Here is a 21554-nt window from a genome sequence, read left to right as displayed (position 1 = left end):
GCGCACAGAATCCGCCCCCACCGCAGACCTTCGCGACGACGCCATGAACACCCGCCCGCTTCGACACCTTTCCCTGACCACGGTCCTTCTGCTCACGCTCGGCGGCTGCGCCGCCACCATCGACCAGGGCGGCATCGACCAGCGCACCTCGCTGGCCATCGGTCGCGAGGTCGGCACCTTCACCATTTCCGACCGCAGCGAAGAAAGCGGCGGCCGCATCAACTACACCGTGAAAGCCAAGGACGGCGCGGTCTTCAAGTGCTACCTGTATTCGGCCACCGGCTTCCAGCGCGCCATGACCTTTGGCCAGACGCCGCACTCCGACGCCATCTGCACGCCGTTCGCCAAGTCCGGCGCCGCCGCTGCGCCCGCCGCCCCGGCCGCAGGCGGTCAGTGCAACGCCCTGCTGAAGGCCGCCGGCCGCTGCTGAACCGGTTCGGGAGCGCCGCCGCCCGTGGTCCAATCGGGGCCATGAAATTCGACGCGGTTCTGTTCGATTGCGACGGCGTGCTGGTGGACAGCGAGCCGATCACCAACGGCGTGTTGCGCCAGATGCTCAACGAGGCCGGCTGGCCGCTCACGCAGGCCGAGTGCGAACGCATCTTCATCGGCAAGGCGGTGCGCGACGAACGCGCGCGCATCGAGCTGGAGACCGGTCAGCCGCTGACCGAAGACTGGATGCGCGCCTTCTATGAGCGGCGCAACCAGCGGCTGATTGCCGAGCTGCAGGCTGTGGCGGGTGCGCTCGACGCGGTGGTCGCCGCGCACAGCCACACCGCCGGACGCATTGCCTGCGCTTCGGGCGCCGACCGGCCCAAGGTCGTGATGCAGATCGGCATGGCCGGCATGGCGCCGTACTTCGAAGACCGCATCTTCAGCGGCCACGACCTGCCGCGCTCCAAGCCGCACCCCGACGTCTACCTCGCCGCTGCTGCGCACCTGGGCGTCGACCCCGCGCGCTGCCTGGTGGTCGAAGACACCGCGACCGGCGTGCAGGCCGGCCTCGCGGCCGGGGCGACCGTCTGGGGCTACTGCCAGCACGGCGACGGCCGTGCGTTTGAAGGCCTGCCGGTGGCGCGCGTGATGCACCACATGGGCGACCTGGCCGACCACCTCGGCGCCTTGCGGTAAAAAGCGGGCATGCCCCACGCCCAACTCTCCCGCCGCCACCTCCTGATCCACACCGCCGCGCTGCCGCTCGCCACACTCGGGGCCGGCCTTGGCCTGACCGGCTGCGCCACCGTGGACAAACCGACGGTGCAAAGCCGCCTCACCGGCAAGTCCATCACCGTCATCAGCACCCTGGGCACCACGCTGCGCCTGACCTGGCGCGGCACCACCGTGTTCAACAACGAGCAGGGCGAAGCCTTCGTGCCCGACTGGGGCTTCAAGGCGCAGCTCGAAGCCGCGACCGTCGAACAGCTCAAGGCCTCGGGCCGCTTCTCCAGCGTGCAGCGCGCCACGATCACCGCGACCCGCCGCGAAGAAGCGCTCAAGGAACTGAAGGAACTCAAGACCCCGACCGATCACGTGCTGCTGATCTCGGGCGCCATGTCGGGCGACTCGATTTGGGGCACGCAGGAAGGCTTCGCCGGTCTGGGCATCGCGCAGCGCAGCTTCCTCGCGCTCGACTCGCAATCGGCCGCGCACGTCTCGCTGCGCGCCGACCTGCTGGTGCCCAGCACCTTCGGCGCCGTGCTCGGTGAAGCCACCGTCGCCACCGCCCAGCGCGTGCCCGCCCCGGCCCTGCTGCGCGGGCCGCGGCTGAACGACAGCAACGCGGCGGCGGCCAGGGAGTCGCTGAAGGTGCAGATCGATGCGGCGGTGCGCAGTCTGGTGACGCAGCTGGGATTGCATGAAGCGCCGGCGGGGGCGGCTGCGCCGATCGTTCGGCCTGCGGTGGCTCCTGCGGTGCAGCCGGTCAATGCGCCGGTCGATGCAAGGCCTGTGACGGCGCCGAATGTGGAAGGGCGGGGGATTCCTGCACCGGCTGGGCGGTAGTTGCCAGGTGTCCGGCTCTTCCCGTGCCGAATCCGCTTTCGGCCATGAGCCTTGTGGCGCAGCGCAGGAGCGTGTCCGCGGCGGACAACCTGTTCGAAGACATCGCTGTCATCGCTTTGAGTTTCCAGAGTCAGGCTCTCGTCGCAGCATGTACCAAGCGACGCAGCCAAAGGCAATTGCAAAGTACCAGATGAAGGCAAGGATGAGGGCTCCTGTGCGATCGAACCCAAGACTTGCACCCGCGAAAAGCGGCAGCTGAATGAGTAGCCCTTTCGCGCCACCGCCAAGGTCCTCTGGGTACTTGGTGCTTCCAAATGCAGCAAGAAACAGAAACAGAAATGCGACAGCAGTAGACACCGCTATCGCAACCACAAAATGACCACGACCCATAGGAGGTCTAACGTCTGAGATCACCGACGGCCGACGGCCGTCCAGCGCAATGACCAGTTCGCCGGCTGTTCACGATTGCTGAACATCGGACCTGTCTCCTTGGGTGCCCTGGCGTGGCAGTGCTTTGGACTCCCACAGCATGCCGACACCCAGGCCTAGCAAGACCAAGCCGATGCCATGGCTGCCGGTAAAAGATGCAAAGAGGAATGCCGACACTGCAGCGACAAAAACGCAGACAAGGTGGCAATTGCCGCACGCCAATGTCCGGCAAATGGCGCAAACAGTTCAAAGAGTGCATCCATTTTTGGGTAACGTTTGAGCTTAGCGGACCCCACCGGGTTGGTGCTTGGCCCGCGCAGCGCATGATGACACTGGAAAGTGCGCGGGCCAAGTGCCAACCCGGTGGAGGTCTGCTCGATTGAAAGAGTTAGGTGCCCGTCTCGCCATATGCCGGCGCCTTGCAGTTCTCGGAGGTTGGCCATTTCTCGAACGTTGACCAGAGGTAGAACCGCGGGTTCAGCTTGGCCATTTCGGAGTTCCCGGCAACTAGCGTTGCCTGCACCCGGTACCTCCCGCGGGGCAGCGTAGCACCTTGAAAAACCCTCGCGACTTTATCGTTCCCCCAGGATCCTATGTTTTCCGTTGTGCGGTCAGTCTTTCTCCAGAGGACGAACTGACCATCGCCAACTTCTCGATAGAAGTCGACGATGAGCCGCAGCGGCACGCCCGCCTTTCCCGCGCTAACGTCAGCACCAAGGAGCCGGACAAGGTCTGGAGACACTAGCTCCGATCTAGGAAACCCAATCTCAGGGATCATGAATTTGCACTCTGGTAGTACCAGAAGAATTGGCGCAAGCGCGCCACCTTCAACAATGGGAACTGGCACAGACTCAGGAACAGCAGATGGCGGCGTGAGTATTGACATTTCCCAGCATCCAGCAAGGCAAATCGCGGTGATCGCGATTGCAGTTGTCATCGAGGCCCTTTGAATAAGTCGCAGCGTCACGGCAAGGCGCCTAACGAATGAGTTAGACCTCATGTGCCCCGCCTCCAAAACCCTGGTACTCCCGGGCACTTGTAGCTGCCCGAAGAATAGAACTTGTCAGCCATCGTGTCGCTTAGCAACAAAGGCTCGCGCACCAGAACAAACGTAAAGGCTGCAGCAATGAGCAGGCCGACTGAGAGCCTCCAAGCGACGCCGCGAGAGAGCTCATGTTGCCATCGCACGAATAGGAAGCAGCCGGCAAGCACCCCCAGCTGCATAGAGAGTCCAAAACCGAGACGCAACCAGTCTATGGCCGGGCTGCTGGCGCAACGCAAAGTTGATAGCCACACGTCCGTGCCTGCGATAAGCGCCAGCGCAGAAAACAGGGTCGCGCGCGCGATGTTCATGAGGTCTAACTTTGGACGTGAGCGGACCGCAACGGCGTGCTCCGCTCCGAAGAATGGCAGAAGCGTTGCTTGCCATTGCGGGTCCGTTCGGTGGACCTGTTAGACCGCATGCCCGACGGTTGCACTATCACTAGTTCATCCAAACTCGAATCCATCCATAGCCGATTAAGGAAAAGATCGCAGCGACGACGATCCAGTAAAGCCTGCGTGCGCGTGGACTCATACGCTTCCAAGTCTCTTCATCAGGTCCTCCAGGTGCTGCCACTGTCTTCTCCCTTGCCGTCAACGTTCGAGGTAAGCGGGCGACGACGGCAGGACGCCAAGCCCGGGCCGTTGAAAATGTACCGCGTACCACCGGCCCGGGCTTGGTGGCCTGCCGTTGGCGCTCCACTTGACCGAGGGGTTAGGCCGCGCCGGACAGAAGACAACGTGAGTTTCGGTCAGTGTGCGCACCCTGGATGTCACTTTGGACGCCTGGCGGGCTTCTTGTTGTCACGGGCTGCTTCGGCAGCAAGCTCTGCTGAACTTGGGCTGCGAAGTGTTTGATCTGGAGGAGAGGGGTTCTCAACCTCGACGAACTGAAACGTAACCCGGTCTCCAGTCTTTAGCTTGACGCTCTTGCCCCAGGTCAGTTGCCGAGGCTGCGGGCAGTTGACTGCCAACCCCATGACGCTAAACATGACCTCCGATGCGTTGAGAGTCTGACCTTTGCCAGCGCCGAACCCTACGGTTCCGGTGAGTAGAGACAGCTCTTCAGCGCCGGCGACCGCAATCAGTTCGCCATTGACTTCGATGCGCAGTGCGGGGACGGTCATTTGTGCGGCCTAACTTAGATATATCCCGCAAAACGGCGGATAACCCCCTTGGGAGTCGTTAAGCAAAGTCGCATGGCACCTCCAAAAGCTCTTTGAAATCAATCCTGTACCGCATCCAACTGGATGCACGGACACGGATAACAAAATCCGCAAACCTGACGGGTCATGTTTGAGATCGGCGCACCCGGCCGTATCGGGTTGCCCCCCTCACCCCACCTTCCCCAACCCCGCCCGCAGCGTCTCCACCCGCTGCCGGTTGACCCCGAAGTCCTTGCGCCCCACGCGCGAGGCCGAGCGCACCTGCACCACCTTGCGGGACGGGTCGTACCAGAGTTCGAGGTCGTCGACGAACTTCATCCAGCGCGTGGTGCACTGGGCGTACAGGTAGCCGTCGCCCTTGTCCTGGATGATCTTCACGCCCGGCATCGCCTGCAGCAGCTTCGAGGCCTTGGCGATGGTGGCGGGGCCGTTGCCGCTGAGGGCCAGCGGCGCGATCTCGGCGTAGCCGCGCATCGGGTGGTCGGGGTAGAGCCCGGCTTGGCTGCTGACGCTGTTTTCGGTGTCCGACGGCGGCTTGAGCCGGCCGTCCTTGGCGCCGAGGTCGTCGGGCATGCGCCCGCTCAGCAGGCCCAGCTGCCCGGCGACCACGGCCGCGACGGCCAGCGCCAGCAGCGCGAACACGATCCACTTGATGAACGCCATCGGGAACCTCCAGGAGTGTGATTTCACCCATTGTGGCGCGCCGTGGGCGATTGCGGGTCTGCCGCGTTCGCGCCACTCCCCCGGCAACAGGGGGGAATGAAATGGGCCGCTCAACTGGTTTGGGTGATGAAGTTGTTCAGAATGCAGCCGATGACAGCACAGCGCAAGACCAGCAAGCCCCTCACGCGGCGCAGCCCCCGGCAGGTTCGGGCGCGCGAGACGGTCGCCGTGATTCTGGAGGCCGCGATGCTGCTTCTGCAGCGGCAGGGTGTCGCGGGCTTGACCACCAACCGCATTGCCGAGCGCGCGGGCGTGAGCATCGGCTCGCTCTACGGCTACTTTCCCAACAAGCAGAGCATCCTGATTGCGTTGGCGCGCCGGCTGTTTCAAGAGGATCGGAAAGCGGTGGTGGACGCTCTCCAGAGCGCTGTTGAGCAAGGGGCGGATCCGGTGCGCAGCATCGTTCGCGTGCTGTTCCTGCGCCATCGCCACGAAGCAGTACTGCGCAGAACGCTGCTGAGCGCGTATTTCGGCGCTGGTCTGTCGGGCGACGACGCAGAACAGGTCAGCGCACAGGTCGCGACCATCGCCTCACACCCCCAAGGTCCGATGGCGGTGCGTTCGCTGACCGAGGCGCAGTTGTTCGTGATCTCTCGCGCCGTTCTCGGTATTGCGCGCTCCCTGACCGAAAGCGCAGACGAGGTGTCCGGCGTGGAACAGACGCTCGAAGACGAGGCGGTCCGGCTGGTTTACGCCTATCTCGAAGTGGTCGCTCGCTGAAGCTCCTGGGTCGCGGCGGTCAACAGCAGCGAAAAGACCCGGTTCTCGGCGGTCAGGATGTCGGGTGTGCCGTAGTCGCCGGCCGTCATCGCCACCACCATGTCGAGCTCGGGCACCACATACAGCCGTTGGCCGCCATTGCCGATGGCCTGGATCACGGGTAGCTTGTGGCTGCCCACCGTCTGCTCGCTGGTCCACCACTGGTAGCCATAGCCCAGGTCCGGGCTCGCCGCGAGCTGGGGGGAGGTGGCTGCCTTCACCCAAGCTGCCGGCACGAGTTGCCGCCCCTGCCACCGACCACCTTGAAGGACCAGCACCCCGATTTTGAGCAGGTCGCGTGGAAGCAGTCGAAGGCCGGCGTAGGCGATTGGTCGGCTGCGCAGATCGCGGGTCCAGGTCCAACCGCGAATGCCCAGGGGCTGAAACAGTTCCTGGTCGACCAGTTCGGTCAGGGGGCGGCCGGTGGATCGCTCCATGATGTCGGCGAGCACCGATGTGAGTCCGCCGCTGTAGACGAAGGTTTCACCGGGCCGCGCTTGCACCTCGTGCCCGAACACCGTTGCGCAGATGTCGCCGGTCCAGACCAGGGACGTCTGGTCGTCGTCTCGGGTACGCCGTACGGGCGAGGGTTCATTCCATGCCAGTCCGGCACTCATGGTCAGCAGGTGACGAATCTGAATCGCGTTCTTTGGCGGCTGATTGAGTTCGGAGTGCTGGGCATACAGCGAGGCGACGGGGGTCTCCAGGCTTGGCACCGTTCCTCGCTCCAGGAGGATGCCGTACAACAGCCCGATCACGCTCTTGCTGATGGAGCGCATGTCGTGCAGGTCGTCGGGCCCAAAGCGCTTTGGCGATGACCAGAGGCTGTACAGCCCGCGATCCGAGCCTTCGCGGTAGCGCTCGGCGACGATGTCGCTGCCGCGCTGAATCAGCACCGAGTGGACGTTGAGCCCGTCGGCATCGATGGCGTCCAGCGCAGCCGCCCACACCGATGGCGCTGGCTGTGCACCGACGGGAGCTGGTTGCGTATCGGCCTTTGCCGGCAGCCAGGGGATGGACAGCAGTCCGATGACCAGCAGTGCGGGCAAACGGTGTCGGAAAGTCAAGGTGTTGAGTGGCGACATGGCGGCATTGTGGGTGGCGGCTTGTCAGCCGACAACTCGCATTGGCGATCGCAGGCATTGCAGCATTGGCCTGCTGAAAATCCCTGAAAAATCAACGATGTATCCATGTTTTCCGAGGCTTCGCTCGTCCTTGGTGGCGACGAAGCTCGGATTTCAATGGCCGGCGAAGACAGGGCTGGCAGCAGGACGGCGGTGCTGGGCGAGATGCGCAGGGCCATGGTGACCCCAACGTCTGCCAAGCAGGAGCCGCGTGCCTGGTCAGCCGCGTTCGCGCCATTCTCCCGGCGCCAGCCCGGTCCAGCCGCGGAACGCGCGGATGAAGCTCTTCTCGTTCTGAAAACCCGCGGCTTCGGCGATCTGCTTGATGGGTTTGGTGGTGCGCTGCAGCAGCGACATCGCGCGCTCGCGCCGCACTTCGTCTTTCAGCGCCTGCAGCGTGGCGCCTTCTTCTTTCAGCTGCCGGTGCAGGGTGCGCGCCGAGATGTGCAGCAGGGCGGCGAGGTCATCGGCGTTGTGGGCGTCCTGCGGCTGGTTGCTCAGCACCTGCCGCACGCGCTGCACCAGCAGGCGGTCGCGGCGGTAGGGGCGCACCTGGATCGGCAGCGCGCGCTGCAGCATCTGGTTCATCGCGGCTTCGTCGCGCTTGATCGGCAGGGCGAGATAGCGCGCGTCGAAGCGGATCGACGCTTCGTCGGCCCCGAAGCGGGTCGGGCCGTCGAACAGCACGCGGAAGGCGTCGGCGTGCGGCGGCGCGGCGAACGGAAAGCTGGCGCCCAGCAGCGGGATGCGCGAGTCGACGAACCAGCAGGCCAGGCCGTGGATGTTGCGCAGCACCGAGACGAAACAGAACTCGCGCAGCGCGTCGCCGCCGTCCGGGCCGCCGGGCGGGCGGTGTTCGGTGAGGGTGATGCGGGCCTCGTCGCCCTGCGTGACCACGGCGAGGGTGATGTCGCGCGTGAGCAAGCCGTGGTGGCGGCACCAGCGCTTGAGCGCGACGCCCAGCGTCGGGGCCGAGAGCGAGGCGCGGGCCAGCATGCCGTAGCTGCCCCAGGGCAGGGGGCGGTCGAACCAGCCCAGGCCTTCGTCGTCGAGCGCCTGCATCGCGGCGGCCGAGAGCCACTCCATCTGCAGCGCGGTGATGCGGGCACCGCTGCGGCCCAGGTCGGCTGGCGCGATTTGTGCGGCGTCGAGCGCCGCCCGGGGCGACAGGCCTCGCAGCTCGAAGGCGCGCACGATTGCCTTGACGAACGCCATCGGCGTGGCGGCCACGAGCGGGCGGGAGGCCGCTGAATCTGGGCGGGTGCGGGACATGGCCCGAGTCTGCCACGGATGGCACGATTTGTGACCTGTCTGCCAGACCGGAAACCGGGGCGACGGGCTATGCTGGGGCCCGAATTCCGCCCCGACGCCAGAGGAGACAAACCCATGGACGACAACCGCAACGTGGCGCTGAGCCAGGCCGCCGGCCGCACCGACGTGCCCCTGATCGAGCAGACGATCGGCGCGTTTTTCGACGCGATGGCCGCGCGCCATCCGCAGCGCGAGGCGCTGGTGAGCGTGCACCAGGGGCGACGTTACAGCTACGCCGCGCTGGCGGCCGAGGTCGACCGGCTGGCGAGCGCGCTGCTGGGCCTGGGCCTGCAGCCGGGCGACCGCATCGGGATCTGGTCGCACAACAACGTGGAGTGGGTGCTGATGCAGCTGGCGACCGCCAAGGTCGGGCTGGTGCTGGTGAACATCAACCCGGCCTACCGCACGGCCGAGCTGGAATACGCGCTCAACAAGGTCGGCTGCAAGGCGCTGGTGTCGATGGCGACCTTCAAGACCAGCGACTACCTGGGCATGTTGCGCGAGCTGGCGCCCGAGCTGGCGACCGCCGCGCCCGGTGCGCTGCAGGCCGCGCGCCTGCCCGGGCTGCGCACCGTGGCCTGGATCGACGTGGCGGGCGAGGGCGCCGAAGAGCCGGGGATGATGCGCTTCTCCGCCCTGCTGGCGTCCGGCAAGACCGGCGACCCGCGCGTGGCACAGGCGGCGGCGGGCCTGTCGCCCAACGACCCGATCAACATCCAGTTCACCAGCGGCACGACCGGTTTCCCCAAGGGCGCGACGCTGACCCACCGCAACATCCTGAACAACGGCTTCTTCATCGGCGAGTGCATGCGGCTCACGCCGGACGACCGGCTGTGCATCCCCGTGCCGCTGTACCACTGCTTCGGCATGGTGCTGGGCAACCTGGCCTGTTTCACGCACGGCAGCACCGTCGTCTACCCCAGCGACGCCTTCGACCCGCTGGCCGTGCTGCAGGCGGTGCAGGCCGAACGCTGCACCGGCCTGCACGGCGTGCCGACCATGTTCATCGCCGAGCTGGACCACCCGCGTTTCAAGGAGTTCGACCTGCACACGCTGCGCACCGGCATCATGGCCGGCTCGCCGTGTCCGGTGGAGGTGATGAAACGGGTGCAGGCCGACATGCACATGGGAGAGGTGACGATCGCCTACGGCATGACCGAGACCAGCCCGGTGAGCTGCCAGAGCAGCACCGACACGCCGCTGGACAAGCGGGTGTCGACCGTGGGCCTGGTGCAGCCGCACCTGCAAGTGAAGATCGTGAACCCCGAGACCGGCGCCACCGTGCCGCGCGGCGAACGCGGCGAGTTCTGCACCAAGGGCTATTCGGTGATGCACGGCTACTGGGGCGACGACGCGAAGACGCGCGAAGCCATCGACGCCGACGGCTGGATGCACACCGGCGACCTCGCGACCATGGACGACGAGGGCTACGTCAACATCGTCGGCCGCATCAAGGACATGGTGATCCGTGGCGGCGAGAACATCTACCCGCGCGAGATCGAGGAATTCCTCTACCGCATGCCGCAGGTGCAGGACGTGCAGGTGGTCGGCCTGCCCGACCAGAAGTACGGCGAGGAGCTGTGCGCCTGGGTCATCGTCAAGCCCGGCCAGACGCTGGACGAAGAGACCGTGCGTGCCTTCTGCAAAGGCCAGATCGCGCACTACAAGGTGCCGCGCTACATCCGCTTCGTCGAGGCCTTCCCGATGACGGTGACCGGCAAGATCCAGAAGTTCAAAATCCGCGAAGCCATGAAGGACCAGCTGGGGCTGGCCGAAGCGAAGACCGCCTGACCGAGAGAACCACATGCCCGCACTCGACACCAAACTCAACGCCCGCTCCGCCGATTTCCAGGCCAACGCCGCCGCCATGCGCGCCGTCGTCGACGACCTGAAGGCGCAGATCCAGAAGGCCACGCTCGGCGGTGGCGACGCAGCGCGCGCCAAACACACCGCACGCGGCAAGCTGCTGCCGCGCGACCGGGTGCAGATGCTGCTGGACCCGGGCACGCCCTTCCTGGAGCTGAGTCCGCTGGCCGCGATGGGCATGTACCCGGACCGCGACGGCAGCGACAGCGCACCCTGCGCCGGTGTCATCGCCGGCATCGGCCGCGTCAGCGGCGTGGACTGCATGATCGTCTGCAACGACGCGACGGTGAAGGGCGGCACCTACTACCCGCTGACCGTGAAGAAGCATCTGCGCGCGCAGGAAGTGGCGCAGCAGAACCAGCTACCCTGCATCTACCTGGTGGACTCGGGCGGCGCCAACCTGCCGAACCAGGACGAGGTCTTTCCCGACCGCGACCACTTCGGCCGCATCTTCTTCAACCAGGCCAACATGAGCGCGCAGGGCATCGCGCAGATCGCCGTGGTCATGGGCTCGTGCACGGCGGGTGGCGCCTATGTGCCGGCCATGAGCGACGAGACCATCATCGTCAAGAACCAGGGCACCATCTTCCTGGGCGGCCCGCCACTGGTGAAGGCCGCGACCGGCGAGGTGGTGAGCGCCGAAGACCTGGGCGGTGGGGACGTGCACACGCGCCTTTCCGGCGTGGCCGACCACCTGGCGCAGAACGACCTGCACGCCATCGCGCTGGCGCGCCAGGCGGTGAAGAACCTCAACGCCCGCAAGGTCCCGCCCATTACCACCATCGACCCGGTGGCGCCGCGCTACCCGGCCGAGGAGCTGTACGGCGTGATCCCGACCGACACGCGCAAGCCGTTCGACGTGCGCGAGATCATCGCCCGCATCGTCGATGGCTCGGAGTTCGACGAGTTCAAGTCGCGCTTCGGCACCACCCTGGTCTGCGGCTTTGCGCGCATCGAGGGCATGCCGGTCGGCATCATCGCCAACAACGGCATCCTGTTCAGCGAGTCGGCGCTCAAGGGCGCGCACTTCATCGAACTCTGCTGCCAGCGCAAGACGCCGCTGGTCTTCCTGCAGAACATCACCGGCTTCATGGTCGGCCGCAAGTACGAAAACGAAGGCATCGCCCGCAACGGCGCCAAGATGGTGACGGCCGTGGCGACCGCCGCGGTGCCGAAGTTCACCGTGATCATCGGCGGCAGCTTCGGCGCCGGCAACTACGGCATGTGCGGCCGCGCCTACTCGCCCCGCTTCCTCTGGATGTGGCCGAACGCGCGCATTTCCGTGATGGGCGGTGAGCAGGCCGCGAGTGTGCTGGCGACCGTCCGGCGCGACGGCATCGAGGCCAAGGGCGGCAGCTGGAGTGCGGAAGAAGAAGCCGCGTTCAAGGCGCCGATCAAGGAGCAGTACGAGGTGCAGGGCCACCCCTATTACGCGACCGCGCGGCTGTGGGACGATGGCGTCATCGACCCGGCCGACACGCGGCGCGTGCTGGCCCTGGGATTGAGCGCCTCGCTGAACGCGCCGATCCCGGACACCAAGTTCGGCCTGTTCCGCATGTAGGAGTCTGCGCATGCAGCGTCTTCTGAGTCTTGTCCTGTGTCTGGCCGCGGCCGGGGGTTCTGCGTTCGCGCAGGAAACCACGACGGCCACCGCCTGGTCGGCCGCCGCCGAGCGGCCGCCGGCCGTCGACCTGCGCGAAGAACTTCAGAAGGTGCGCGTCACGGTCAAGGACATGTACGGCCGCGCCGAGACCAGGGAGATTCCCGTCACCATCTACCGGCCCGCCGACGACGCAAAGCACCCGCTGGTGGTGTTCAACCACGGCCGCGCGACCACCGACAAGCGCGCCATGCAGGGCCGCTCGCGGCCCGAGCAGCAGGCACGCTGGCTGGTGAAGAAGGGCTTCGTGGTGATGGCGCCGACGCGGGTGGGCTACGCCGACAACTTCGGTGACTTCGACCCCGAGTTCAGCGGCAACTGCAACGACCGCCGCATGGAAGCCATGCACCAGGCGCCGGTCGATCAGGTGCTCGCCGCGGTCGAACTGGCGCGCACGCTGCCGTATGTCGACGCCTCGCGCTGGGTGGTGATGGGGCAGTCGCTGGGCGGCCAGACCACGGTCGCGACGGTGGCGGCCAACCCGCCCGGCCTGGTCGGGGGCATCAACTTCGCGGGCGGCAGCGGCGGCGACCCGGAGCGCAACCCCGGCAAGCCCTGCAGCCCGCATGTGGTCGGCCAGTACTGGGGCAAGCTCGCCACCAGCGCGAAGGCGCCGATGCTGTGGCTCTACTGGGAAAACGACCTGTACTGGGGCACCGAGAACCCGAAGGACTGGAGCCAGGCCTGGACCAAGGGCGGCGGGCAGGTCGAGTTCCACCAGCTGTCCCCGGTGGGCAAGGACGGACACGCAGGCTTCAACCAGGACATGGACCACTGGGCGCCGCTGGCCGAGGCCTTCCTCGCCAGGCTTGGCTTCACGACGAGCGGCCTGCCGCAACGACCGGCTGCCAGCGGCTTTGCCGCCATCGACGAACTGGAGAAGATCCCGTTCGTTTCCGCTGCCAACAAGGAGGCCCAGTACAAGCGCTTCCTGCAGGCCAGCAAGCCGCGCGCCTTCGCGATCAGCGAGCGCGGTGCCTGGGGCTGGGCCGGCGGCGACTGGGCCATGGGCCGCGCGATCGGTGCCTGCGAACGCAACGGCCAGCGCTGCCGCCTGTACGCGGTGGACGACGACGTGGTGTGGGGTGCGCGATGAGGCGCCGGCTTTCTTCCCTGTTGTGGATCGGTGCGCTGTGGGGGGCGTCTGCGGTGGCGTGGGCGCAGTCGCCGGTCGCTCCCGCACCCTCGACCGAGCGCTGGACGGTCGCCAAGGAGCCCCCGCTGGCGACCGACCTGCACGAAGAACTGCAGTGGATCACCGTGACGGTGAAGGACCTGAGCGGTCGCGCCGAGACGAAGCAGATCCCGGTGACCGTCTACCGGCCAGCCGGCGACGGGCCGTTCCCGCTGGCGGTGTTCAACCATGGACGCCAGACCCGTGACTTCCGCCCGGCGCAGGGTCGTTCGCGCCCCGAGACGATGGCGCGCTGGCTGGTGCGCAAGGGTTTTGTGGTCATGGCGCCGACGCGCGTGGGCTACGCCGACACCTTCGGCAGCTTCGACCCCGAGTTCGCGGGCGAGTGCAAGGACCGCCGCCTGGAGCCCATGCACGAAGCCATGGCCGAGCAGACGCTGGCCACGGTGGCCCATGCGCGCCAGCTGCCCTATGTGGACACCTCGCGCTGGATCGTGATGGGCGGCTCGGCCGGTGGCCTGGGCAGCCTGGCCACCGCGGCCAAGGCCCCGGAAGGACTGGTGGGCGTGATCAACCTGTCGGGCGGCATCGGCGGCGACCCGGCCCGCATGGCGCGCCGTCCCTGCCGGCCCGAGCAGCTCGCGGCGCACTGGGAGCAGCTGGCGGCCCGCGCCGAGGCGCCCACGCTCTGGCTGTACTGGGAGAACGACCAGTTCTGGGGCGCGGAGCATCCGCACGCTTGGTTCCGCGCCTGGAACCGGGGCGGCGGCCGCGGCGAGTTCCACATGTACCCGCCGTCGGGCAAAGAGGGGCACTTCGGCATCAACGAAAACCGTGACCGCTGGATTCCGCAGGCCGAGGCGTTCCTCAACGAACTGGGGTTCCGCCGTCCGGGCCTGCCGCCCCGTCCGCCCGCCAGCGGCTACGCCGCGATCAACGACCTCAACCGCGTGCCCATGCTCAGCCCCGCGGTCAAGAACGACCACTACCGCCGCTATGTGCAGGCCCGGCCGCCGAAGGCCTTCGCGATCAGCGACCGCGGCGCGATGGGCTGGGCCACGGGCGACTGGGCCGCGGCCAAGGCGCTGACGGTCTGCGAACGCTGGGGCGCGCCCTGCCGGTTCTACGCGCTGGACAACGACGTGGTCTGGACCAACCGCTGAGGCTTTGCCGATGAACCCGCACACCCACTTCCTCACCCTGGCCCGCTACAACGTCTGGGCGACGCGCCGCCTGATCGACGCGGTCGCCGCCCTGCCCGAGGCCGACTACCGCAAGGACACGGGCCTGTTCTTCCAAAGCATCCACGGCACGCTGAATCACCTGCTGGTCGGCGAGCACATGCTCTGGTACCCACGCTTTGCCAAAGGCGTGTCGCCCAAGGTGGAGTTGAACGCCGAGGTCGAGCCCGACCGCGACCGTCTGGGCCAGGCGCTCAAGGGCGGCGCGGCCAACTGGCTGCCGCTGATCGAGTCCTGGCCGGCCGAGCGCTTCGACGGCGAGCTGAACTACACCAACATGCGCGGCCAGGCGATGCGCCTGCCGTTCGCCGCCACGCTGGCGCACGTGTTCAACCACGGCACCCACCACCGTGGCCAGGTCACGGCCGCGCTCACCGCGCTCGGCCAACCCTGTCCGGAACTGGACATGGTGTACCTGTTGCAGGAAGAGGCCCGCGCGTGAAGACCGCCCGCGCTCTGGTGGTGATCGTGGCGACGCTGGCCGGGCTGGCCAGCGCGCAGACGGAGCCTTCGGCCACCGCGCGGGCGCCCTCGGACCGCATTCCGCTGGCCGTCGACCTGCAGGAGCGCATCGAGCGCGTGACCGTCACAGTGAAGGACCGCTGGGGCCGGGAGCAGACGCAGGCGATTCCGGTGACGGTGTACCGCCCGGCGGGTGACGGCCCGTTTCCGCTGGTGGTGTTCAACCATGGCCGGACGCTCGACCGGTCCACGCAAGGGCGCTCGCGTCCGGAGCACCTGGCGCGCTATCTGGTGCACAAGGGCCTGGTGGTCATGGCGCCGACGCGGCTGGGCTACGGCGATACGTATGGGCCGTTCGACCCGGAAGACAGCGGTCCCTGCGAACGCAAGGACCACGCGCCGGCGGCACAGGCGGCGGCCGACCAGGTGCTGGCGACGGTGGCGTACGCCCGGCAGCACCTGGCCTTCGTCGATGCCGGTCGCTGGGTGGTGATGGGCGCCTCCATGGGTGGCAACACGACCCTGGCCACCGTGCGGCTCAAGCCCGAAGGGCTGCTGGGTGGTGTCAACTTCGGTGCCGGATCGGGCGGGAACCCGGTGCAGCGGCCCGGCCAGCCTTGCAGCCCGGAGCGCTTTGGCCAGCAGTGGGACGGACCGGCGGTCAACTCCCAGGCGCCGACCCTGTGGCTCTACTGGCAGAACGATCTGTACAACGGCGCCGAATGGCCGCAGCGCTGGCGGCAGGCATGGGAGCAGGGTGGCGGTCGGGCCGAATTCCATGCGCTGCCGGCGGTGGGCAGCGACGGGCACGGTGGGGTGTTCATCGACATGAACCGCTGGGTACCGCTGATGGAGCCTTTTCTGGCCGGGCTGGGCGTGGGCCGTGCGCACGTTCCGGTGCGCTACCGCCCGGTGCCGGATGCTGACCTGGGCAAGTTCGATCCCTTGCCTGCCAATGACACCCTTCGGCAGGCCTACGCGCAGCGTTTTCTCACCGCGGCATTGCCCCGCGCGTTCGCGGTGGGCGATCAGGGCGCTTTTGGCGTGTACAGCGGTGACTGGGCGGAAGGCCGGGCACTGGGCCTGTGCCAGCGCACCGGGCAGACCTGCCGCCTGTACGCGGTGAACCACGACGTGGTGGAACAACTTCCATGAACAACAACGCTCTTCGCATCGATACCACCGGCTTCGTCGCCCGCATCACGCTCACCCGTCCCGAGGTGCGCAATGCCTTCAACGACGAGGTGATCCAGCAGCTCAAGGCCGCGTTCGACGCGGTGGGCCAGCGCACCGATGTGCGCGCGGTGGTGCTGGCGGCCGAGGGCCCGGCCTTCTGCGCCGGCGCCGACCTGAACTGGATGCGCCGCATGGCCGACTACACGCGCGACGAAAACCTCGCCGATGCAGGCCAGCTCGCGGCGATGCTCCAGGCCATCTACGCATGCCCCAAGCCGACCATCGCCGCCGTGCAGGGCGATGTGTACGCCGGCGGCATGGGGCTGGTCGCGGCCTGCGACATCGCGGTCAGCGTGCGCAGTGCGGCCTATTGCCTCTCCGAGGTGAAGCTGGGCCTGATTCCCGCGACCATCAGCCCCTATGTGATCCGCGCGATGGGCACCCGCGCCGCGCACCGGTACTTCCTCACGGCCGAGCGGTTCTCTGCGGAAGAGGCGCACCGCATCGGCTTCGTGCACGAACTCGTGGACGCCGACGCGCTCGAGGCCAAGGTGAACGAACTGGCGCAGGCGTTGTCGAACGCCAGCCCGGCAGCGGTGAAGGCCTGCAAGAAGCTGGTGCAGGACGTGGCGGAGCGCGAGATCGACGCGGCACTGGTCGCGGCGACGGTCGAAGGCATCGCCGAGATACGCGCGAGTGACGAAGGTCGCGAAGGCGTGGCTTCGTTTCTGCAGAAACGCAAACCCGCCTGGCTGGCGGGGTAATCTGGTCTTTTCCCTTCAGGAGGACAAGGCATGGACGCGATCTGGACAACTTTCGTCGAGTGGCTCAAGGGCTTCGGTGCCCAGGCCGGTCAGCAGGCGGTCGATGCCGGCACGCAGATCGGCGGCAAGATGGCCGAGGGCGTTGGTGCGGCCGCCAGCCACCTGGACATGACCAGCCTGCTCGCGCTGGCCGCCGCGCTCGGCTGGGCCAGTGGCTTCCGGCTCTACGCCGTGGTCTTCCTCGTCGGCTCGGCCGGTCTGGCGGGCTGGATTCCGCTGCCCGAAGGCCTGCAGATGCTGCAGCACCCGGCGGTGCTGGCGGTCAGCGGCTCGCTGCTGTTCGTCGAGTTCTTCGCCGACAAGATCCCGGGTCTCGATTCGCTGTGGGACATCGTCAACAGCGTGGTCCGCATCCCCGCCGGCGCGGCGCTCGCGGCCGGTGTGTTCGGTGCCGACAACGCGACCATGGCGGTGGTCGCCGCGCTGATGGGCGGCACGCTGGCCGCCAGCAGCCAGGCCGCCAAGACCACGACGCGCGCCGCGATCAACACCTCGCCCGAACCGTTCTCCAACATCGCCATGAGCCTGGTCGAAGACGGCCTGGTGGTCGGCACCGTCTGGCTGGCGACCAACCATCCGCTGGTGTTCGGTGTGTTGCTGGTGATCGTCCTGGTGCTGATGTGGATCGTCACCTGGATGCTGTTCAAGTTCCTGCGCGCGGCGTTCCGCCGCTTGCGCGCCCTGTTCTCTCCTGAATCTGCCCCTGCCTAGGAAACCGCTATGTTCTCCAAGATCCTGATCGCCAACCGCGGTGAAATCGCCTGCCGCGTCGCCGCTTCCGCCCGCCGCCTGGGCGTGCGCACCGTGGCCGTGTACTCCGACGCCGACGCCAGCGCCAAGCACGTGGCGGCCTGCGACGAGGCGGTACACATCGGCGGCAGCGCGCCCAAGGAGAGCTACCTGCAGTGGGAGCGCATCATCGACGCCGCCAAGGCCACGGGCGCACAGGCGATCCACCCCGGCTACGGTTTCCTGAGCGAGAACGAGGCCTTCGCCGATGCCTGTGCCAAGGCCGGTCTGGTCTTCATCGGCCCGCCTTCGTCGGCGATCCAGGCCATGGGTCTGAAGGCCGAGTCCAAGCGCCTGATGGAGCAGGCCAGCGTGCCGCTGGTGCCCGGTTACCACGGCGAAGACCAGGACCCGGCGTTGCTGCAACGCGAGGCCGACCGCATCGGCTACCCGGTGCTGATCAAGGCCAGCGCGGGCGGCGGCGGCAAGGGCATGCGCGCGGTCGACAAGTCCGAGGACTTCGCTGCAGCGCTGGCGAGCTGCCAGCGCGAGGCGCGCAACAGCTTCGGCAGCGACGCGGTGCTGATCGAGAAGTACGTGCAGCGCCCGCGCCACATCGAGATCCAGGTGTTCGGCGACACGCACGGCAACTGTGTCTACCTGTTCGAGCGAGACTGCTCGGTGCAGCGCCGCCACCAGAAGGTGCTGGAAGAAGCGCCTGCGCCGGGCATGACTCCTGACCTGCGCACGCTGATGGGCGAGGCGGCGGTTGCGGCGGCCAAGGCCGTGAACTACGTCGGCGCCGGCACGGTGGAATTCATCGTCGAGCAGCCGGGCGGCTACGAACACCCCGAGCAGATGCGTTTCTATTTCATGGAGATGAATACGCGCCTGCAGGTGGAGCACCCGGTGACCGAGGCCATCACCGGCCTCGATCTGGTGGAGTGGCAGCTGCGCGTCGCGTCCGGCGAAAAGCTGCCGCTGCAGCAGGAGGATCTGAAGATCCACGGCCACGCGATCGAGGCCCGCATCTGCGCCGAGAACCCGGACAACCAGTTCCTGCCCGCGACCGGCCGCCTGGACGTGTACCGCAAGCCGGCGCATGTGGCCTTTGAACGCGGCGGCGTGCGTTTCGACGACGGCGTTCGCGAAGGCGACGCGATCAGCCCGTTCTACGACTCGATGGTCGCCAAGCTGATCGTGCACGGCGCCACGCGCGCCGAGGCGCTGGCGAAGATGGAGGCGGCGCTGGCCGCCACGCGCATCGTGGGTCTGGCGACCAATGTGCAGTTCCTGCGCCATGTGGTGCGCAGCGACGCCTTCTCGACCGCCAAGCTGGACACCGCGCTGATTCCGCGCGAAGCCGCCGTGCTGTTCAAGCAGGACAAGGTGGGGCGCGATCTGGCTGTGGCCGCCGCCGTGGCGCAAACGCTGGTGCACGAAAAGGCCGGCGAGGGCGCCGATCCGTTCTCGCGCACCGACGGCTGGCGTCCCTATGGCCTGACGCAGCGCCGCTTCGACTTCGAATACCAGGGCGAGGCCCTGACCGCGCAGCTCACCTACCTGCACGATGGCGCGCTGCAGTTGAAGGTCGGCGACACCAGCGCCGCGCTGATGTTCAAGGCCCTGCCGGCCGACAGCGGCACGCTGGTCGACCTGCAATTCAACGGCCAGCGCCAGACGGTGCAGACCTGGCAGCGCGACGAACTGGTGCATGTGTTCTGTGACCTCGGCGCGACCGTGATCACCGAGCTGGATGCGTTGGCCCACGCGGGCGAGACCGCGGCCGAAGGCGGGCGCCTGACCGCACCGATGCCGGGCAAGGTGGTGAGCTTCGCAGTCAAGGCCGGCGACGCCGTCAAGAAGGGCCAGCCGCTGGCGGTGATGGAAGCCATGAAGATGGAACACACCATCGCCGCGCCGGCCGACGGCACCGTGGCCGAGCTGCTGTTCGCGCCCGGCGACCAGGTGACCGAAGGCGCGGAGCTGCTGAAGATTCAGACCGCATGAACATCACTTTCTGCTGCACCGACACCAAGGCCGAACCCTGGCTGCAAGGCCTGCGAACCGCGTTTCCGGAGGCCACCGTAGAAGTCTGGCAACCCGGCGCGCCGCAGGCCGACCATGCGGTGGTCTGGGCGCCGCCGCAACAGTTTCTGGACGAGCAGCAGGCGCTCAAGGGGCTGTTCAACATCGGCGCCGGTGTCGACGCGCTGCTGAAGCTGCGCCTGCCGCCCGGTGTGAAGGTGGTGCGGCTGGACGACGCGGGCATGTCGGTGCAGATGGCCGAGTACGTGTGCCATGCCGTCATCCGCCACTTCCGCGAGTTCGACGGTTACGAAGGCGACGTGAAAGCGGGCAAGTGGTCGTACCGCAAGCCGCGCGAGCGCAAGGACTTCCCCGTCGGCGTGATGGGGCTGGGCGTGCTGGGCGAGCGCGTGGCGAAGGCGCTGCGGGTGTTCGAGTTTCCGGTGCACGGCTGGAGCCGTTCGCCCAAGGCCGTCGAGGGCGTGGTGACCTACAGCGGCGAGACGGGGTTCGACACTTTCCTGTCGAACTGCCGCGTGCTGGTGAATCTGCTGCCGCTCACGCCCGAGACGCAGGACATCCTCAACCGCAAGACCTTGGGCGCCCTGAAGCCCGGCGGCTATCTGGTCAATGTGGCGCGCGGCGCGCACCTGGTCGAAGACGACCTGCTGGCGCTGCTGGAGAGTGGCCAGATGGCGGGTGCGACGCTGGACGTATTCCGCACGGAGCCGCTGCCGGCCGGGCATGCGTTCTGGACGCACCCGAAGATCACCGTGACGCCGCACACCTCGGCGCGCACCCTGCGCGACGAGAGCATCGCGCAGATCGCCTGCAAGATCCGCGCGCTGGAGGCTGGGCAACCGGTGGCCGGGGTGGTCGATCCGGTGCGCGGATACTAGGGCGCTGACCATCCGCGTTCGCAGGGAGCCCCATCCATGATCCGTGTTTCTGTTCTTTCGATGCCCCGCTGGCGGTGTGCGGCGGCGCTGTCGCTGGCCTTGCTGATCGCCGCCTGCGGAGAGTCGGTGTCACCGCAGCGCGAGGCCATGGTGGCGGGCGATGCGGCCGTGACGGCGAAGATGGGCGCTGCGCCGGCGCCGATGGCCATGGCGCCGGGTGCGCCAGCCCCTGAGGCGGCCGGCGGCAATCCGCAGGATGGTGCGGTGCAGAAGCACATTGCCGTGCGCCACGACATCGACGTGGTGCTCGCCGCAGACCGCATCGAAGCTGCCTGGAAAGCCGTGGGCGAGCAGTGCGCCAGGCTCGATTGCGAGGTGCTGAACTCGTCGCTGCGGCGCGAACTGCGCGACCAGCCCGGCGGCGCCGAGCTGCAGATGCGCGTGGCGCCCAAGGACCTGGCCGCCCTGCTGGGCACGGTCGAAGGGCAGGGGCGCGTGGCGGCCCACAACACCGGCAGCGAAGACAAGACCGCGCAGGTGATCGACGTCGAGGCGCACATCCGGAACCGCACCGAGTTCCGCGACAGCCTGCGCGCCCTGCTCAAGGACAACACCGGCAACCGCAAGCTTGCCGACGTGCTGGAGATCCAGCGCACCCTGTCGCAGACGCAGGCCGAGCTCGACAGCTACGCGACCCAGCTCAAGATACTGATGCAGGAAACGCAGCGCCAGGCGGTCAATGTCAACTTCCGGCCCGAGGTCAGCCTGGTCGACGGCGGCGCCGCCAACCCGATCGGCAACGCGTTGCGCGACGCGGGCCAGGTGATGTCGCACAGCGTCGCCGGCATCATCACTGCCCTGGCGGCGCTGCTGCCGGTGCTGGCGATTGGTCTGCCCCTGTTCTGGCTGCTGCTGCGGGCCTGGCGCTGGCTGCGCCGCGGGCGCAAGCCCCGTACCTCCGACCTTTGAGAGAGTTGTCC

General features: G+C 67.4%; 20 protein-coding genes. 15 read left to right on the top strand and 5 right to left on the bottom strand.

The annotated features are described in order from the left end of the window. The first annotated feature begins 43 nt into the window (after positions 1–43). From ACLIJ1_RS13795 to ACLIJ1_RS13785, 3 genes are read left to right on the top strand one after another with little or no spacing between them, the layout of a single operon-like run. Positions 44–430 carry a hypothetical protein gene (locus tag ACLIJ1_RS13795; RefSeq protein ID WP_411366113.1) on the top strand — a complete coding sequence of 129 codons (387 nt, stop codon included), beginning with the start codon at positions 44–46 and terminating at the stop codon, positions 428–430. A 41-nt stretch (positions 431–471) separates the two neighbouring features. Then, on the top strand, positions 472–1131 hold the full coding sequence (locus ACLIJ1_RS13790; RefSeq protein ID WP_411366112.1) for an HAD family hydrolase: 660 nt from the start codon (positions 472–474) through the stop codon (positions 1129–1131). A gap of 9 nt (positions 1132–1140) precedes the next feature. Beyond that, positions 1141–2001 carry a hypothetical protein gene (locus tag ACLIJ1_RS13785; RefSeq protein ID WP_411366111.1) on the top strand — a complete coding sequence of 287 codons (861 nt, stop codon included), beginning with the start codon at positions 1141–1143 and terminating at the stop codon, positions 1999–2001. Between the two features lie 817 nt (positions 2002–2818). On the opposite strand, the gene ACLIJ1_RS13780 is transcribed toward ACLIJ1_RS13785, so the two are convergent. The 3 genes from ACLIJ1_RS13780 to ACLIJ1_RS13770 all read right to left on the bottom strand — a co-directional run bounded on the left by ACLIJ1_RS13780 (position 2819) and on the right by ACLIJ1_RS13770 (position 5300). Next, entirely contained in the window at positions 2819–3367 is a 549-nt protein-coding gene (locus tag ACLIJ1_RS13780) for a hypothetical protein (protein WP_411366110.1), read from the bottom strand. Positions 3368–4244: 877 nt separating this feature from the next. Further along, positions 4245–4598 (bottom strand): hypothetical protein, encoded by a 354-nt coding sequence (locus ACLIJ1_RS13775; protein WP_411366109.1) that lies wholly within the window; start codon positions 4596–4598, stop codon positions 4245–4247. Between the two features lie 207 nt (positions 4599–4805). After that, on the bottom strand, positions 4806–5300 hold the full coding sequence (locus ACLIJ1_RS13770) for a DUF1499 domain-containing protein (protein WP_411366108.1): 495 nt from the start codon (positions 5298–5300) through the stop codon (positions 4806–4808). 150 nt (positions 5301–5450) lie between these two features. On the opposite strand from ACLIJ1_RS13770, the gene ACLIJ1_RS13765 reads away from it, so the two are divergent. After that, a complete protein-coding gene (locus ACLIJ1_RS13765) occupies positions 5451–6080 on the top strand; it encodes a TetR/AcrR family transcriptional regulator (RefSeq protein WP_411366107.1) in 630 nt (209 codons plus the stop codon). Here ACLIJ1_RS13765 and ACLIJ1_RS13760 read toward each other — a convergent pair. Continuing rightward, positions 6056–7204, bottom strand: coding sequence for a serine hydrolase domain-containing protein (locus ACLIJ1_RS13760; RefSeq protein ID WP_411366106.1), 1149 nt, complete (start codon positions 7202–7204; stop codon positions 6056–6058). The two genes, ACLIJ1_RS13765 and ACLIJ1_RS13760, sit on opposite strands and share 25 nt — an antisense overlap. A 258-nt stretch (positions 7205–7462) precedes the next feature. Then, positions 7463–8515, bottom strand: a complete 1053-nt coding sequence (locus ACLIJ1_RS13755; RefSeq protein WP_411366105.1) for an AraC family transcriptional regulator — start codon at positions 8513–8515, stop codon at positions 7463–7465. A 114-nt stretch (positions 8516–8629) separates the two neighbouring features. Here ACLIJ1_RS13755 and ACLIJ1_RS13750 point away from each other — a divergent pair, with 114 nt between their 5' ends. The 11 genes from ACLIJ1_RS13750 to ACLIJ1_RS13700 are packed head-to-tail and all read left to right on the top strand — an operon-like array spanning position 8630 to position 21543. Then, the gene (locus tag ACLIJ1_RS13750; RefSeq protein ID WP_411366104.1) at positions 8630–10345 is read left to right on the top strand and encodes an AMP-binding protein; all 1716 of its coding nucleotides are present in this window, start codon (positions 8630–8632) and stop codon (positions 10343–10345) included. 13 nt (positions 10346–10358) lie between these two features. After that, entirely contained in the window at positions 10359–11981 is a 1623-nt protein-coding gene (locus ACLIJ1_RS13745) for a carboxyl transferase domain-containing protein (RefSeq protein WP_411366103.1), read from the top strand. Between the two features lie 10 nt (positions 11982–11991). Beyond that, on the top strand, positions 11992–13176 hold the full coding sequence (locus ACLIJ1_RS13740) for a dienelactone hydrolase family protein (RefSeq protein WP_411366102.1): 1185 nt from the start codon (positions 11992–11994) through the stop codon (positions 13174–13176). Continuing rightward, positions 13173–14378, top strand: coding sequence for a dienelactone hydrolase family protein (locus ACLIJ1_RS13735; protein ID WP_411366101.1), 1206 nt, complete (start codon positions 13173–13175; stop codon positions 14376–14378). Before ACLIJ1_RS13740 ends, ACLIJ1_RS13735 begins: the two co-directional genes overlap by 4 nt. A gap of 10 nt (positions 14379–14388) precedes the next feature. Further along, positions 14389–14898 (top strand): DinB family protein, encoded by a 510-nt coding sequence (locus ACLIJ1_RS13730; protein ID WP_411366100.1) that lies wholly within the window; start codon positions 14389–14391, stop codon positions 14896–14898. Beyond that, positions 14895–16073, top strand: a complete 1179-nt coding sequence (locus ACLIJ1_RS13725) for a dienelactone hydrolase family protein (protein ID WP_411366099.1) — start codon at positions 14895–14897, stop codon at positions 16071–16073. Before ACLIJ1_RS13730 ends, ACLIJ1_RS13725 begins: the two co-directional genes overlap by 4 nt. Beyond that, the gene (locus ACLIJ1_RS13720; RefSeq protein WP_411366098.1) at positions 16070–16858 is read left to right on the top strand and encodes an enoyl-CoA hydratase/isomerase family protein; all 789 of its coding nucleotides are present in this window, start codon (positions 16070–16072) and stop codon (positions 16856–16858) included. The genes ACLIJ1_RS13725 and ACLIJ1_RS13720 overlap by 4 nt, the downstream gene beginning before the upstream one ends. A gap of 30 nt (positions 16859–16888) precedes the next feature. Then, entirely contained in the window at positions 16889–17629 is a 741-nt protein-coding gene (locus ACLIJ1_RS13715) for a DUF4126 domain-containing protein (protein ID WP_411366097.1), read from the top strand. Positions 17630–17638: 9 nt separating this feature from the next. After that, complete coding sequence (locus ACLIJ1_RS13710; protein ID WP_411366096.1) at positions 17639–19657, top strand: biotin carboxylase N-terminal domain-containing protein; 2019 nt, start codon at positions 17639–17641, stop codon at positions 19655–19657. Beyond that, positions 19654–20574: a 2-hydroxyacid dehydrogenase gene (locus ACLIJ1_RS13705; RefSeq protein WP_411366095.1), complete on the top strand. Its 921-nt coding sequence runs from the start codon at positions 19654–19656 to the stop codon at positions 20572–20574. The genes ACLIJ1_RS13710 and ACLIJ1_RS13705 overlap by 4 nt, the downstream gene beginning before the upstream one ends. Positions 20575–20610: 36 nt before the next feature. Next, positions 20611–21543 carry a DUF4349 domain-containing protein gene (locus tag ACLIJ1_RS13700; RefSeq protein WP_411366094.1) on the top strand — a complete coding sequence of 311 codons (933 nt, stop codon included), beginning with the start codon at positions 20611–20613 and terminating at the stop codon, positions 21541–21543. The last annotated feature ends 11 nt before the right edge of the window (positions 21544–21554 follow it).

This window comes from Hydrogenophaga sp. RWCD_12, assembly GCF_046604225.1.
Classification (GTDB): Bacteria; Pseudomonadota; Gammaproteobacteria; order Burkholderiales; family Burkholderiaceae_C; genus Hydrogenophaga.
The sequence above is the reverse complement of the archived record's forward strand: the minus strand, read 5'-3'. Positions and strand labels throughout refer to the sequence as shown.